The organism is Kitasatospora sp. NPDC036755 (assembly GCF_040636595.1).
Lineage (GTDB): Bacteria > Actinomycetota > Actinomycetes > Streptomycetales > Streptomycetaceae > Kitasatospora.
This window is the reverse complement of record NZ_JBEZUT010000083.1, coordinates 13,833-27,975: the sequence shown is the minus strand read 5'-3', so window position 1 is coordinate 27,975 and position 14,143 is coordinate 13,833. Positions and strand designations below refer to the sequence as shown.

The 14,143-nt window shown below is 72.4% G+C and carries 14 protein-coding genes and 1 riboswitch; of the genes, 5 read left to right on the top strand and 9 right to left on the bottom strand.

Annotated elements, in window-relative coordinates:
• Positions 1–91: 91 nt before the first annotated feature.
• From AB0E96_RS15310 to thrC, 5 genes are all read right to left on the bottom strand, one after another.
• A complete protein-coding gene (locus tag AB0E96_RS15310) occupies positions 92–448 on the bottom strand; it encodes a hypothetical protein (RefSeq protein ID WP_359823240.1) in 357 nt (118 codons plus the stop codon).
• A 114-nt stretch (positions 449–562) separates the two neighbouring features.
• Entirely contained in the window at positions 563–2,185 is a 1,623-nt protein-coding gene (gene groL / locus AB0E96_RS15305) for a chaperonin GroEL (protein ID WP_270144962.1), read from the bottom strand.
• Positions 2,186–2,508: 323 nt separating this feature from the next.
• On the bottom strand, positions 2,509–2,712 hold the full coding sequence (locus AB0E96_RS15300; protein ID WP_030289665.1) for a cold-shock protein: 204 nt from the start codon (positions 2,710–2,712) through the stop codon (positions 2,509–2,511).
• 538 nt (positions 2,713–3,250) lie between these two features.
• The gene (locus tag AB0E96_RS15295; RefSeq protein WP_359823238.1) at positions 3,251–3,529 is read right to left on the bottom strand and encodes a MoaD/ThiS family protein; all 279 of its coding nucleotides are present in this window, start codon (positions 3,527–3,529) and stop codon (positions 3,251–3,253) included.
• Positions 3,530–3,576: 47 nt separating this feature from the next.
• Entirely contained in the window at positions 3,577–4,872 is a 1,296-nt protein-coding gene (gene thrC / locus AB0E96_RS15290; protein ID WP_359823235.1) for a threonine synthase, read from the bottom strand.
• Between the two features lie 16 nt (positions 4,873–4,888).
• Positions 4,889–5,024: riboswitch (SAM riboswitch) on the bottom strand.
• A gap of 147 nt (positions 5,025–5,171) precedes the next feature.
• Here thrC and AB0E96_RS15285 point away from each other — a divergent pair.
• Entirely contained in the window at positions 5,172–6,173 is a 1,002-nt protein-coding gene (locus AB0E96_RS15285) for a glucosyl-3-phosphoglycerate synthase (RefSeq protein ID WP_359823232.1), read from the top strand.
• A gap of 49 nt (positions 6,174–6,222) precedes the next feature.
• The gene (locus AB0E96_RS15280; RefSeq protein ID WP_359823229.1) at positions 6,223–7,689 is read left to right on the top strand and encodes a trehalose-6-phosphate synthase; all 1,467 of its coding nucleotides are present in this window, start codon (positions 6,223–6,225) and stop codon (positions 7,687–7,689) included.
• Here AB0E96_RS15280 and otsB read toward each other — a convergent pair.
• Together otsB and AB0E96_RS15270 are read right to left on the bottom strand one after the other, a co-directional pair.
• Complete coding sequence (gene otsB / locus AB0E96_RS15275) at positions 7,676–8,500, bottom strand: trehalose-phosphatase (protein ID WP_359823244.1); 825 nt, start codon at positions 8,498–8,500, stop codon at positions 7,676–7,678. The two genes, AB0E96_RS15280 and otsB, sit on opposite strands and share 14 nt — an antisense overlap.
• Positions 8,501–8,574: 74 nt before the next feature.
• The gene (locus AB0E96_RS15270) at positions 8,575–8,802 is read right to left on the bottom strand and encodes a DUF3263 domain-containing protein (protein ID WP_359823226.1); all 228 of its coding nucleotides are present in this window, start codon (positions 8,800–8,802) and stop codon (positions 8,575–8,577) included.
• Positions 8,803–8,903: 101 nt separating this feature from the next.
• Between AB0E96_RS15270 and AB0E96_RS15265 the strand changes: the two genes are divergently transcribed.
• Positions 8,904–9,248 (top strand): cupin domain-containing protein, encoded by a 345-nt coding sequence (locus AB0E96_RS15265; RefSeq protein WP_359823223.1) that lies wholly within the window; start codon positions 8,904–8,906, stop codon positions 9,246–9,248.
• A gap of 62 nt (positions 9,249–9,310) precedes the next feature.
• On the opposite strand, the gene AB0E96_RS15260 is transcribed toward AB0E96_RS15265, so the two are convergent.
• A complete protein-coding gene (locus AB0E96_RS15260; RefSeq protein WP_359823220.1) occupies positions 9,311–10,591 on the bottom strand; it encodes an extracellular solute-binding protein in 1,281 nt (426 codons plus the stop codon).
• Positions 10,592–10,906: 315 nt separating this feature from the next.
• On the opposite strand from AB0E96_RS15260, the gene AB0E96_RS15255 reads away from it, so the two are divergent.
• Positions 10,907–11,854: an ROK family protein gene (locus AB0E96_RS15255; protein WP_359823217.1), complete on the top strand. Its 948-nt coding sequence runs from the start codon at positions 10,907–10,909 to the stop codon at positions 11,852–11,854.
• Positions 11,851–13,032: an N-acetylglucosamine-6-phosphate deacetylase gene (gene nagA / locus AB0E96_RS15250; RefSeq protein ID WP_359823214.1), complete on the top strand. Its 1,182-nt coding sequence runs from the start codon at positions 11,851–11,853 to the stop codon at positions 13,030–13,032. Before AB0E96_RS15255 ends, nagA begins: the two co-directional genes overlap by 4 nt.
• 72 nt (positions 13,033–13,104) lie before the next feature.
• On the opposite strand, the gene AB0E96_RS15245 is transcribed toward nagA, so the two are convergent.
• Positions 13,105–14,097, bottom strand: a complete 993-nt coding sequence (locus AB0E96_RS15245; protein ID WP_359823212.1) for a hypothetical protein — start codon at positions 14,095–14,097, stop codon at positions 13,105–13,107.
• Between the last annotated feature and the right edge of the window lie 46 nt (positions 14,098–14,143).

The following is a 14,143-nucleotide window of genomic DNA, read 5'->3' as shown; positions in this document are numbered from 1 at the left end:
AGCTCCCCGGCCCATTCCCCCATCGCCACGAAACGAGTCTGGCCCCACCGCTCACGCAGTGGGGCCAGAACCCAACATCTTCATCAGACTTCTAGACGAGCTTCCCCACCGGCGCCACCACGGCGCCCCGCTTGCCGCAGACCCAGTGCGGCTCCGGCCCGAGCTCGGGCTCCACGCCCAGCGCGTGCGGGTCGCCCTCGGCCGCGCAGTCCTCGCACAGCGGCCAGCGCCCGTACGCCTCCAGCAGCGCGTCCTGGACGTCCTGGGCGACCAGCCCGAGCACGTACTCGGTGCCGTCCGGCCACTGCTCCAGCCACCAGCGGCGGTGGGTGACGGCCTGCTCCACCAGCGAGACGACGGCGGCGTCCGCCACGTCCCGCGCGGTGAGGTCGGCCAGGATCAGTGCCCGCGCGTTGTGCAGGGCGGTCTCGATGTCGTCAGCAGCCATCCGTCCATTCTCCGCCGCCGCGCCCGAACGCCGAAACGCCGCGTGGGCGGCCCCCCGAAGGGAACCGCCCACGCGGACGAGGATCAGCCGATCCGACCGGGAACCCGATCAGGATCAGAAGTCCATGTCACCGCCCGGCATGCCGCCGCCGGCGGCCGCGGCGGCCTTCTCCGGCTTGTCGGCGATGACGGCCTCGGTGGTGAGGAACAGCGCCGCGATGGAGGCGGCGTTCTGCAGCGCGGAGCGGGTGACCTTGGCCGGGTCGATGATGCCCTCGGCGACCAGGTCGACGTACTCGTTGGTGGCGGCGTTCAGGCCGTGACCGGCGGGGAGGTTGCGCACCTTCTCCACCACGACGCCACCCTCCAGGCCGGCGTTGGTCGCGATCTGCTTGATCGGGGCCTCCAGCGCGACCTTGACGATGTTGGCACCGGTGGCCTCGTCGCCGTCCAGCTCCAGCTTGTCGAACGCGACACCGGCCTGCAGCAGGGCGACGCCACCACCGGCGACGATGCCCTCCTCGACGGCGGCCTTGGCGTTGCGGACGGCGTCCTCGATGCGGTGCTTGCGCTCCTTGAGCTCCACCTCGGTGGCCGCGCCGGCCTTGATGACGGCCACGCCGCCGGCCAGCTTGGCGAGGCGCTCCTGGAGCTTCTCGCGGTCGTAGTCCGAGTCGCTGTTCTCGATCTCGGCGCGGATCTGGTTCACGCGGCCCGCGACCTGCTCGCTGTCGCCGCCGCCGTCGACGATGGTGGTCTCGTCCTTGGTGATGACCACCTTGCGGGCGGTGCCCAGCAGGTCGATGCCGGCGTTCTCCAGCTTGAGGCCGACCTCCTCGGAGATGACGGTGCCACCGGTGAGGATGGCGATGTCGCCGAGCATGGCCTTGCGGCGGTCACCGAAGCCCGGGGCCTTGACGGCGACGGACTTGAAGGTGCCACGGATCTTGTTCACGACCAGGGTCGACAGGGCCTCGCCCTCGACGTCCTCGGCGATGATGACGAGCGGCTTGCCGCTCTGCATGACCTTCTCCAGCAGCGGGAGCAGGTCCTTGACCGAGCCGATCTTGGAGTTGGCGATGAGGATGTACGGGTCCTCGAACGTCGCCTCCATGCGCTCCAGGTCGGTGGCGAAGTAGGCGGAGATGTAGCCCTTGTCGAAGCGCATGCCCTCGGTGAGCTCGAGCTCCAGACCGAAGGTGTTGCTCTCCTCGACGGTGATGACGCCTTCCTTGCCGACCTTGTCCATGGCCTCGGCGATCAGCTCGCCGATCTGGGTGTCAGCGGCGGAGATGGAGGCGGTGGAGGCGATCTGCTCCTTGGTCTCCACGTCCTTGGCCTGGGCCAGCAGCTGGTCGGAGACGGCCGCGACGGCCTTCTCGATGCCGCGCTTCAGGGCCATCGGGTTGGCGCCGGCGGCGACGTTGCGCAGACCCTCGCGAACCAGGGCCTGGGCGAGCACGGTGGCGGTGGTGGTGCCGTCACCCGCGACGTCGTCCGTCTTCTTGGCGACCTCCTTGACGAGCTCCGCACCGATCTTCTCGTACGGGTCCTCGAGCTCGATCTCCTTGGCGATGGAGACACCGTCGTTGGTGATCGTGGGGGCGCCCCACTTCTTCTCCAGCACGACGTTGCGGCCCTTGGGGCCGAGCGTGACCTTCACCGCGTCGGCGAGCTGGTTCATGCCACGCTCAAGGCCGCGGCGAGCTTCCTCATCAAAGGCGATGATCTTGGCCATCAGAAGTGGTCCTCCGGGACACGGTCGACTGCTCGGACCAAGGGGTGCCCGCGACGGACGGCCCTGGTGTGCGGAGGTTCATTCCCCTCCGCTCCCGGGGGCCTCACCGACCCGGTCCGCTGTCACTCTCACACTGTGAGTGCTAACGCCAATGATTAGCACTCCCCTGGGTCGAGTGCAAGCCCAATCGGCGATCCGCGAGCCGCCGCGAGGGGCTTTGGGGGAACGCCGACGGGCCCGTACGACGCGTGTCGCACGGGCCCGTCGAGAAGCGAGTGGTCACCAGCCGTAGGGCCGCGCCGAGCTCCTGGAGCCGGAAGGGGTCAGACCGCGGCGCGGACCATGTCCGCCTGCGGGCCCTTCTGTCCCTGAGAGATCTCGAACTCGACCCGCTGGCCCTCCTCGAGGGTGCGGTAGCCGTCCATCTGGATCGCGCTGTAGTGGACGAAGACGTCCGCACCACCGTCGACCGCGATGAAGCCGTAGCCCTTCTCCGCGTTGAACCACTTGACGGTGCCCTGAGCCATTCCGAACTCCCCTAGTGCTGTGCTGGCCCTTCACGCGCCCGCAGGTCGCGGGCCCGGGTTGGTTGAAGGCCGGCCCGGGGAACCCCCCCTGGGCGCAGCCGTGCACGCCGCAACCCTCCGTGCAGGACGCCAGGCGGCTTCCGGCGGGCGGCTGATTGCGTCGACCGCCGCTGAATGTATCCGGATCGACGCCCTCTGCAACAGGGTCAGCCACCGGTAATTCCGCCGGGGCGTCAAGGGACAGGCCGGGCCGAACCGGAATAATCTCGGCATTCCACGCCGGACATAGCGGACGAATTACCCAAATGATCGCGGGAATTCTGACATCTGCCTGACATGTTTCCCGGGCCGCGCCCCACGGCCGGGCGCCCCCGGGCCGAGCACTGCGGGGGCCGAAAGGGAAACCCTGTTCCCAGCCGAGCCACACTCTACTCCGACTCGACCCGGAAATATTCCAGCCGGAATGCGAGCGGTCGCCCGCGCATACGGGGAACGGAATTCCGTACGCGCGGGCGACCGCGGGCTACTCGGGAACGGCTCAGCAGCCGCCGGCCACCGCCGGGATGATCGAGACGCTGGCGCCGTCCCCGATCTCGGTCGCCAGGCCCTCGGCGAAGCGCACGTCGTCGTCGTTCACGTAGACGTTCACGAAGCGGCGCAGCTTGCCGGTGTCGTCCAGGATGCGGGCCGAGATGCCCGCGTGGTTCTTCTCCAGGTCGGCGACGACCTCGGCCAGGGTGGCGCCCTCGGCGGTCACCTCGGCGGCGCCGCCGGTGTAGGTGCGCAGGATGGTGGGAATGCGGACGTTGGCGCTCATGACTCTCCTTGCGGGGGCTGGCCTTGCTGGGGTGGTTCCGGGGTGGTTCAGGCGGACACGAGGCCGGCGGCGCGGAACGAGTCCAGCGTCGGGCGGATGACGGCGGTCATCCCGGCGTCGGAGACGGCGTCCAGGGTCTTCAGGCCGTCGCCGGTGTTGATCGCGACGGTCTCCTTGGCCGGATCCAGCTGCCCGGTCTCGACCAGCTTCTTCAGCACGCCGACGGTCACGCCGCCCGCGGTCTCGGCGAAGACGCCCTCGGTCCGCGCCAGCAGCCTGATCGCCGCCACGACCTCGGCGTCCGTGACGTCCTCCACCGCGCCGCCGGTGCGGCGGGCGATGTCCAGCACGTACGGGCCGTCGGCCGGGTTGCCGATCGCCAGCGACTTGGCGATGGTGTTCGGCTTGACCGGCTTGATCACGTCCCGGCCGGCCTTGAACGCGGCCGACACCGGCGAGCAGCCCTCGGCCTGGGCCCCGAAGATCCGGTACGGCCGGTTCTCGACCAGGCCGAGCTTGATCAGCTCCTGGAGGCCCTTGTCGATCTTCGTCAGCTGCGAGCCCGAGGCGATCGGGATGACGATCTGCTCCGGCAGCCGCCAGCCGAGCTGCTCGCAGATCTCGTACGCCAGCGTCTTGGAGCCCTCGCCGTAGTACGGCCGCAGGTTCACGTTGACGAAGCCCCAGCCCTCGCCGGCCGGGTCGCCGATCAGCTCCGAGCAGAAGCGGTTCACGTCGTCGTAGTTGCCCTCGATGCCGACCAGCTCGCCGCCGTACACCCCGGCCATGACGACCTTGCCCTGCTCCAGGTCGTGCGGGATGAACACGCAGGACCGGAACCCGGCCCGGGCCGCCGCCGCACCCACCGCGCCGGCCAGGTTGCCGGTGGAGGAGCAGGACAGCGTGGTGTACCCGAACGCCCGGGCCGCCTCGATCGCGCAGGCGACCACGCGGTCCTTGAACGAGTGGGTCGGGTTCCCGGAGTCGTCCTTGATGTGCAGCTGGGCGGTGAACCCGAGCTCCCGGCCCAGGTTGTCCGCCTTCACCAGCGGGGTCCACCCCGGGTTCAGGTTGGGCTTCGACGCGACGTCGGCCGGAACCGGCAGCAGCGGCGCGTACCGCCAGATGGACGCCGGACCGGCCTCGATCCGCTTGCGCAGCTCCTCGGCGCCCTCGCTGCCGAACTCGTAGGCGATCTCCAGCGGGCCGAAGCACTCCAGGCAGGCGAAGCTGGGGCCGAGCGGGAAGCGGGTGCCGCACTCGCGACAGGACAGCGCGGCGGCGGGGCCGAGGTCGACGGAAACCGGTGTGGTGCCGGAAAGGGTCGTCCCAGTGGTAGCCATGATGGCGAGGCCTCTCTCCTCATCTTCCCCGGGTCGCGGTCGCGACACGGGCCGGAATTGGCACCTGTCCCGCCGGGGCCTGTCGTCGACGGCCGCGCGAGAAGGTTGCCGGGACGTCAACGGGCCGTTCCCTCAGTCCCTCTGGATGAGCTTGTGAAATTGTGGTGGTGCTCAACGGAGACCCCGGCGTGCAAAGGTCCGACCGCTGTACGAAGACTGTATCCGAAGGCGTCAATCCTGAACGGGACCGTCCGCCACGCGAGATGGCCTGTCCCACCGACCCCGCCGAGGAGAACTCCGTGCCCGCCGAACCGACCCCCGAGCTCCTCCCGCAGGCGGCGTCCTGGCTCCGCCGCCGCTCCTGGAGCGCGGCCGACCGGCCGGTGCGCACCCTCCTCGCGGCCAAGGAGCGCACCGGCCGCACCGTCAGCGTCGTCCTCCCCGCCCTGGACGAGGAGGCCACCGTCGGCGACATCGTCCGCACCATCCGCCGCGAGCTGATGGAGCGGCTCCCGCTCGTCGACGAACTCGTCGTCGTCGACTCCGGCTCCACCGACGCCACCGCCGCCGTCGCCGCCGAGGCCGGCGCCCGGGTCGAGCACCGCGACGCCGTGCTGCCCCGGCTGCCCGCCGTCCCCGGCAAGGGCGAGGTGCTCTGGCGGTCGCTGCTGGTCACCCACGGCGACATCGTCTGCTTCGTGGACGCGGACCTGCGCGAGTTCGACCCGGCCCTCGTCTCGGGCATCGTCGGCCCGCTGCTCACCGACGAGTCCATCCAGCTGGTCAAGGCCATGTACGACCGCCCGCTGGAGTCGGAGGGCGCCGTCCTGCCCGCCGGCGGCGGCCGGGTCACCGAACTCGTCGCCCGCCCCCTGCTCAACCTCCACTGGCCGGAACTCGCCGGTTTCGTCCAGCCGCTCGGCGGCGAGTACGCGGCCCGCCGCTCACTGCTCGAACGGCTGCCCTTCCCCACCGGCTACGGCGTCGAACTCGGCCTGCTGGTCGACGCCCTGGAACTGGCCGGCCTGGACGCCCTGGCCCAGGTGGACGTCGGCGTCCGGCACCACCGCCACCAGGACGGCCAGGCCCTCGGCCGGATGGCCGCCACCATCTACCGGACCGCCCTGGAACGCCTCGACCGCACCCACCGCCTCAAGGCCTCCGCCGACCTCGTCCACCCCCACCTCACCCAGTTCACCCGCGACCCGGAGACGCGCGCCTTCACCGCCCACACCCACCCGGTGATCGCCCTGGAACGCCCCCCGATGCACACCGTCCCCGAATACGCGACCCGGCACTGAGGGGCCCCGACGGGGTTTGCCACCCCGAACCCCCGGCAACATCCCAACCATGGGCGATCTCACGACCAACCGTTCGAGCGCGACCGGCACCGCCCCCGTCCTGGTCGCCTCCAACCGGGGGCCGGTGTCCTTCGGCACCGCCGACGACGGCACGCTGACCCTGCGCCGGGGCGGCGGCGGCCTGGTCTCCGGCCTCTCCGCCATCGGGGACCCGAACGCCGTCTGGGTGTGCGCGGCCCTCAACGACTCCGACCGCAGAGCCGCCGCCGAGGCGCCGCACGGCCGCCTCGACCTGGCCGGCCACGAGGTCGGCGGCCAGGCCGTCCGGATGCTGGACATCGACCCGCGGACCTTCGCCCGCGCCTACAACGGCGTCGCCAACTCCACCCTGTGGTTCGTCCACCACCTGCTCTACGCGACCCCGACCGCGCCCTCCTTCGACGCCGGCTTCCGCACCGAGTGGGCCGCCTACCGGGCCTACAACGAGGCCTTCGCCGAAGCCCTCGCCGCCGAAGCGGCCCCGGGCGCCGCGGTCCTCGTCCAGGACTACCACCTCTCCCTGGTCCCGGCCCTGCTCCGCGCGGCCCGCCCCGACCTGCGGATCGGCCACTTCTCGCACACCCCCTGGGCCCCGCCCGAGTACTACCGGCTGCTGCCCGACGACGTCGCCCGGGCCGTCCTCACCGGCATCCTGGGCGCCGACCGGGCCGGCTTCCTGACCGAGCGCTGGGCCCGCGCCTTCGCCGCCTGCTGCGAGGACCTCCTCGGCGCGGACGTCGACCACGACGCGCTCACCGTCACCCACGACCGCCGCACCACCGCCCTGGGCGTCCACGCCCTCGGCGCCGACGCCGACTTCCTGCGCGAACGCGCCCACCGCCCCGACGTCGACGAGCGCCTCGCGGCCCTGCGCGAGGCCGTCGGCGACCGCCGCACCATCGTCCGGGTGGACCGCACCGAGCTGAGCAAGAACATCGTCCGCGGCCTCGAGGCCTACCGGCACCTGCTCCGCACCCGCCCCGAGTGGCACGACCGGGTGGTGCACATCGCCTTCGCCTACCCCTCCCGCACCGACCTCGCCGAGTACCGCGCCTACACCGCCCGGGTCCAGGAGCTCGCCGAGGCCGTCAACGCCGAGTTCGCCACCCCCACCTGGCAGCCCCTGATCCTCCACGTCGACGACGACTTCCCGCGTTCCCTCGCCGCCTACCGCCTGGCCGACGTCGCCCTGGTCAACCCCATCCGCGACGGCATGAACCTGGTCGCCAAGGAAGTCCCGGTGGTCTCCGACCGCGGCTGCGCCCTCGTGCTCTCCCGCGAGGCCGGCGCCCACACCGAACTCGGAGACGACGCCCTCACCGTCAACCCGTACGACGTCATCGCCACGGCCGAGGCCCTCCACACCGGCCTCGTCATGAGCCCGGAGGAGCGCGCCGACCGCACCAAGCGCCTGACGGCGGCGGCCACCGCGCTCCCCCCGCAACAGTGGTTCCTGGACCAGCTCAACGCGCTGTGAGCGCCTCCCCCAGGGCCTCCAACAGCTCCACCACGCCCTCCGGCCCGCCCACGACCAGGTCCGCCCGGTCGGCCAGCTCCCGCACCGGCGCGTCCCCCACCGCGCCGGCGCACACCAGCACCCCGGCCAGGCCCTCGCCGCGGAGCTCCTCCACCGCGGCGAAGGCCGCCACGTCCCCCAGGTCGTCCCCCGCGTAGAGCACCGAACGGGCCCCCCGCTCCCGCAGGAAGCCGGTCAGCGCCGCGCCCTTGTCCACCCCCGGCGGCCGCAGCTCCAGCACCAGCCGCCCGGGCTCCACCACCAGCCCGTGCTCGGCCGCCAGCTCCCCCACCGGCGCCCGCAGCAGCTCCAACGCCTCCTCGGGCACCGCCGTCCGCCGGGTGTGCACGGCCACCGAGCGCCCCTTGTCCTCCACCCACGTCCCCTCGGGCGCCCCCACCCGCTCCAGCACCCCCGGCAGCGCCGCCCGCACCCGGGCCACCCCCGGATGGACCTCCGGTGCCGTCAGCTTCCCGTCCTCCCACCGCTCGGCCCCGTAGTGCCCCAGCACCACCACGCCCGGAACCTCCGCGAACCCCCCGTACTCCGCCGCCACCCCGGCGGGCCTGCCCGTCACCACCACCACGGCTCCCACCACCGGGCCCAGCCGCCGCAGCGCCCCCACCACGCCCGGATGCGCCCGCGCCCGCTCCGGATCCGCCACGATCGGCGCCAACGTCCCGTCGAAGTCCAACCCGATCACGGCGTCCCCGGGCGCCGCCAGGATGGCCCGCACCCCGTCCCGCCCGATCCCGGTCCCCGGCACAAACATCTCTTCGAAACCCATACCGAAGCCCTACCCCGGACCCCGCGCCTCCGCACCCCGCCCCACGGACGCCGCCACCGTCAACGCGCCCCCCGCCGCGCCTCCCGGACCCGCCGCAGCCGGTTCACCAGCACCGGCGCGTGCGCCAGCGCCTCCTCCCGGTCCAGCAGGGCGTTCAGCACCTGGTAGTACCGCGTGGGCGAGATCCCCAGCTCCTCCCGGACCGCCCGTTCCTTCGCCCCGGCCGTCCGCCACTGCCGCCCCTCCAGCGCCAGCACCGCCCGTTCCCGCTCACTCAGCTCGCCCACCGCGCACACCTCCGCTCACCACTACGGAGTGTCATTCTCCCGCCCGTCCCCGACACACACTGCTCGCCCCTCCGGCCGGCCCCACCCGTTACCGTCGCCCCATGACCACGCCCAGCTTCGCCCTGCACGTCCCCACCGCCGAGCTCGAACCCGATCCGCTCGACCCGTCCCAGATCGTCTCCGGCACCCCCGAGGTCACCGGCAGGGTGCTGTCCGACGACGGCCGCCACCTGCGCGGCCTCTGGCAGATCACCCCCGGCGTGGTGACGGACGTCGAGGCCGACGAGATGTTCGTGGTGCTCAGCGGCCGGGCCACCATCGAGGTCGAGGGCGGCCCGACCCTGGAGGTCGGCCCCGGCGACTGCGCGGTCCTGCGCGAGGGCGACCGCACCACCTGGACGGTCCACGAGACCCTCCGCAAGGCGTACGCCATCACCCTCCCCTGAGGGCCGGCCGGGGCTGGGCCGGCCCCCGGCCCGGCCGCCGTCGCGGCCGGGCCGCCCCGGTCCTACTTGCGGACCTTCGCCGCTTCCTTCACCGCCGCGTCCTGCAGCCCGTCGAGCACCTGCTTCGGATCCCCCGTCACGGCCTGCCCGATGCCCGCCTTGATCCGGTTGCTGACCTCGCCCCAGGCCGGGTCCCCGAACGGGTAGAAGCTCGCGTTGCTCAGCCCGACCGCGAACTGCTTGAGGTCCTCGTGCTTCGGGTCCGAGGACATCTGGGCGAAGGCGTCCTGGGTGACCGGCAGCAGGTTGTACTGCTCGTCGAACTTCAGCTGGTTGTCCTTGTCGTAGACGAACGACAGGAACTTCTTGATCTCGTTCTTGTGCCCGTTCGCCTTGAGCGCCATCATCCAGTCCGCGACCCCGAGGCTTCCGGTCCGTCCGACGCCGTCCTTCTTCGGGATCGGCGCCGTCCCGAAGTCGATCTTCCCGGCGGTCGCCATCCGCAGCAGCGTCGGGTGCCCGTTCAGCATCGCGACCTTGCCGGCGGCGAAGTCCTGGAACACCGGGGTGCGGTTCATCTTCCCCGGGTCCGGGTACGTCAGCCCGGTGGCCACCAGGTTGCTCTTCAGCCAGCTGAAGGTCGCCTGGTTCTGGGTGCTGTCGATGGTGTAGTTGCCGACGTCGTCGGAGATGCTGCCGCCGCCGCTCAGCGTCCACAGCATCGATTCGGCGGGTGCCTCCTCCGGCCCCAGCGGCAGCCCGTACGGGGTCACCCCCGGCACCTTGGCCTTGATCTTCTCCGCGTCCTGCCGCAGCTCGTTCCAGGTGGCCGGCGGCTGGGCGATCCCGGCCTGCCGGAACATCGCCTTGTTGTAGAAGAGCACCCGCGACGAGGAGACGAACGGGATCCCGTACTGCGTCCCGAGCACCTGCCCGGCGTGCGCGAAGGTCTCCAGGAACCTGGCCTGGGTCTCCACCGAGAGCACGTCGGACGCCGGGTACAGCCGGTCCGCCGCGACCTGGTCCGCGAACCCGCCGGTCTGGAGCAGGTCCGGCGACTTGCCGGCCGCGATCATGTCCTCGACCTTCTTGCCGATGTCGGTCCAGCTGTCCACCTCGACGCTGACCTTGATCCCGGGGTTGGCCGCCTCGAAGTCCCTGGCGACCGCGTCCCAGTAGTGCTGGGAGTTGGTCTCGGCGCTCTCCCCGTAGTCGGCGGCGACCAGCCTGAGGGTGACCGGCCCGTCGTCCTGCCCACCGCAGGCGGTGGCCGCGGTGAGGACCAGTGCTCCGGCCAGCGCACCGCCGAGCACACGGGTGGGAACGTCGACGCGCCTGTTCAACGCGGGTACCGCCTTCGGGGGGATGTACTTCGGCCGGAACGGGGGAAATCCGGCAGGGGAGGCGCAACACTGCCAAACCCTCCGACCACTGGTCCACACCGCCGACCGGGCCCGCCCGAGGAGTTACCGAAGTGCGCGGAGTCATTGCACAATGCGCAACAAAACACCCCGCCGCGCCCTGGCCGCGCCCCCCGCAAGCCCCGGCGCAAAGCCCCGCACACCGCCGCAGCTGCGACAAAGCTCACCCAGTATGGACCAGACCAATCCGACAACTGGACTAGACCTCTTCTGCCTGCCCAAGGGAAACTGTCCTCCGTGAAGCACGTCATCGCACTCGATGTAGGCGGCACCGGCATGAAGGCCGCGCTGCTCGCCCAGGACGGCTCCGTGCTGTTCGAGGCACGCCGACCGACCGGGCGGGAGCACGGCACGGACGCCGTCGTCGCCGCCATCCTCGACTTCGCCACCGACCTGGCGGCCGAGGGCCTCAGCCGCTTCGGCGTGGCCCCGCTCGCGGCCGGTGTCGCCGTCCCGGGCACGATCGACGAGAAGAACGGCGTCGCGGTCTTCTCCGCCAACCTCGGTTGGCGGGACCTCCCGCTGCGCAAGCTCCTCGGCGAGCGCCTGGCCGGACCGGACGGCGGCGCGATGCCGGTGGCCCTCGGCCACGACGTGCGCTCCGGCGGCCTGGCCGAGGGCCGGATCGGAGCCGGCCGCGGCGTCGACCGCTTCCTGTTCGTCGCCCTCGGCACCGGCATCGCCGGCGCCATCGGCATCGAGGGCCGGATCGAGTCCGGCGCGCACGGCTACGGCGGCGAGATCGGCCACGTCGTGGTCCGCCCGGGCGGACCGCAGTGCGGCTGCGGCGCCCGCGGCTGTCTGGAGACGCTGGCCTCCGCCTCCGCCGTCTCCCGCGCCTGGGCCGAGGCCAGCGGCGACCCCGACGCCGACGCGGCATCCTGCGCCGCCGCGGTGGACGCCGGGGACGACCGCGCCCTCGCGGTCTGGCAGTCGGCCGTCGACGCCCTGGCGGACGGCATCGTGCTGGCCCAGAGCCTGCTCGACCCGTCCACGGTGATCGTCGGCGGCGGGCTGGCCGAGGCCGGCGACACGCTCTTCACTCCGCTGCGAGCGGCGGTCACCGAGCGACTGACCTTCCAGATGCCCCCGAAGGTCGTACCCGCCATGCTCAAAGACACCGCCGCATCCCTGGGCGCGGGCCTGCTCGCCTGGGATCTGCTCTCCCTGGAGGTGACCGCGTGACCACCGCGGACCGTGACCGTACTGCCCTGGCCGGCGCCCGACTGGTCCTGCCCGGCAGCGTCGTCGAGGGCGACCGCGTCTCCGTCGAGGGCGAGCGCATCGCCGGCCTCGGCGGCGACACCGAACCCGGCGACCTCGACCTGACCGGGTACACCGTCGTACCCGGCTTCGTCGACCTGCACGTCCACGGCGGCGGCGGCGCCTCGTACGCCTCCGGCATCGCCGAGGAGGCGCTGTTGGCCGCCCGCACCCACCTGGAGCACGGCACCACCACCACGGTGGCCTCCACCGTCACCGGCGAGATCGACGAGGTCGCCCGCCAGGCGCACGTCCTCTCCGAACTCGTCGAGGACGGCGTCCTGGCCGGCATCCACTTCGAGGGCCCGTTCATCTCGCACAACCGCTGCGGCGCCCACCGCCCCGACCTGCTGCGCGACCCCGACCCGGCGCTGGTGCGCAAGCTGGTCGACGCCGCCCGCGGCCACGCCAGGATGGTCACCCTGGCCCCCGAACTGCCCGGCGGCCTGGACTCGGTGCGGATGCTCGCCGACCTCGGCGTGATCGCCGCCGTCGGCCACACCGACTCCGACTACGCCACCACCCTGGAGGCGATCGAGGCCGGCGCCACCGTCGCCACCCACCTGTTCAACGCCATGCCCGGCATCGCCCACCGCGCCCCCGGCCCGATCGTGGCGCTGCTGGAGGACGAGCGGGTCACCGTCGAGCTGATCAACGACGGCGTGCACCTGCACCCCTCCGTGCTGGACCTCGCCTACGGCACCGCCGGCGCGAACCGGGTCGCACTGATCACCGACGCGATGGGCGCGGCCGGCATGGGCGACGGCCTCTACCCGCTCGGCCCGCTCCAGGTCGAGGTCAAGGACGGCGTGGCCCGGCTGGTCGAGGGCGGCGCGATCGCCGGCTCCACCCTCACCCTGGACGTGGCCTTCAAGCGCTCGGTCACCGTCAACGGACTGAGCCTGAACCAGACCGTCGAGTCGCTGTCCGCCACCCCGGCCCGGCTGCTCGGCCTGAGCGACTCGATCGGCTCGCTGGAGACCGGCAAGTTCGCCGACCTGGTCGTGGTCGACTCCACGAGCTACGACCTGGTCGCGGTGATGCGCCGCGGCCGCTGGGTCCTCGGCGGCGAGAAGTTCCGGCCGGTGAAGTCCGGCTGACCGCGGGGCCGAACGCGACGGCCACCCGTCCCCTCGGGGGGCGGGCGGCCGTGTCGCGTTCGGGGGCCGGCGTCAGCCGCTCGGCTCGATGGTGATCTGGTCGATCAGGATCGGCCCGGAGGGCACCGTGAAGACCACCGAGTTCGGCCCGGCCTGGAACTGCGGGAGTATCCAGGTGGAGTACCAGGAGGACGCCGGGTCCTTCCCCGGCGAGTAGTTCTTGTACGCCAGCCCGCTCGGCCAGTCCTTGCCGTTCACCGCGGCCGCGCCCTTCACGTCCCCGCCGGCGTTGTTGTAGTGCACGGTCAGCTTGTACGTCCCGGCCGCGGCGATCTCGCCGGACCAGGTCACCGTGCCGCCCTGCTGGAGCGTCAGGTAGCTGCCGTCGGCCGACTTGGCACCCTTGACGGCGTTGCCGGACGGCGCGTTCTGCCCCTGCAGCTGGCCCGCGTCCACGTTCGTCGGGCCGGAGACGGTGGTCGCGCTCGCCGACGGCGCGGCGCTCGCGGCCGTGCCCGACGGCGCCGGGGCGCTGGGGGTCTGCGGGGCGGCGGTGCCGGTGCCGCCCTTGGTGTCCTTGCCGCCGTCCGGGTCCCCGGTGGAGAGCGCTATGCCGGCGCCGATCGCTATCGCCGCGACCACGGCCACCGCGCCGATCACCGCGCCCTTGCTGCGGCCGCTGCCGCGGGGCTCCTCCCCCGGCTGCGGCCGGGAGTGCTCCGCGTAGCGGGTCTGCTGGGTGGGCGCGGCACCGTACTCGGGCTGCTGCCCCGGGCCGGGCTGGCCGTACGGGGCCTGCGGCTGGCCGCCCTGGTACCCCTGCGGCGGCATGCCCTGCTGGCCGTACGGCTGCGGCGGCTGCTGCTGCCGGGGCGGGTAGCCGTACTGCGCGCGCCCGACCTCCATCGGGCGGCTGTACGGCGTGCGCGGGACGCCCTGCTGCGGCTCGGCCGGCTGCCCGGTGGAACCGTCGGCCGGGCGGTAGAGGTAGCCGAACGGGTCGTCGTCCTGCGGGGCACCGCCCCCCTGGCCCTCGGGCACTCCGTTGCTGCCGGCGGTCGTCACGGTGGCCTGCTCCCCCATCCGGTGCGCCCCCGGCTGCGGGCGGCGC

Bases quoted from the DNA above. Each gene is read 5' to 3' on its own strand.
- AB0E96_RS15310 (WP_359823240.1), bottom strand. From the start codon at position 448: ATGGCTGCTGACGACATCGAGACCGCCCTGCACAACGCGCGGGCACTG.
- groL (WP_270144962.1), bottom strand. From the start codon at position 2,185: ATGGCCAAGATCATCGCCTTTGATGAGGAAGCTCGCCGCGGCCTTGAG.
- AB0E96_RS15300 (WP_030289665.1), bottom strand. From the start codon at position 2,712: ATGGCTCAGGGCACCGTCAAGTGGTTCAACGCGGAGAAGGGCTACGGC.
- AB0E96_RS15295 (WP_359823238.1), bottom strand. From the start codon at position 3,529: ATGAGCGCCAACGTCCGCATTCCCACCATCCTGCGCACCTACACCGGC.
- thrC (WP_359823235.1), bottom strand. From the start codon at position 4,872: ATGGCTACCACTGGGACGACCCTTTCCGGCACCACACCGGTTTCCGTC.
- AB0E96_RS15280 (WP_359823229.1), top strand. From the start codon at position 6,223: ATGGGCGATCTCACGACCAACCGTTCGAGCGCGACCGGCACCGCCCCC.
- otsB (WP_359823244.1), bottom strand. From the start codon at position 8,500: ATGTTTGTGCCGGGGACCGGGATCGGGCGGGACGGGGTGCGGGCCATC.
- AB0E96_RS15265 (WP_359823223.1), top strand. From the start codon at position 8,904: ATGACCACGCCCAGCTTCGCCCTGCACGTCCCCACCGCCGAGCTCGAA.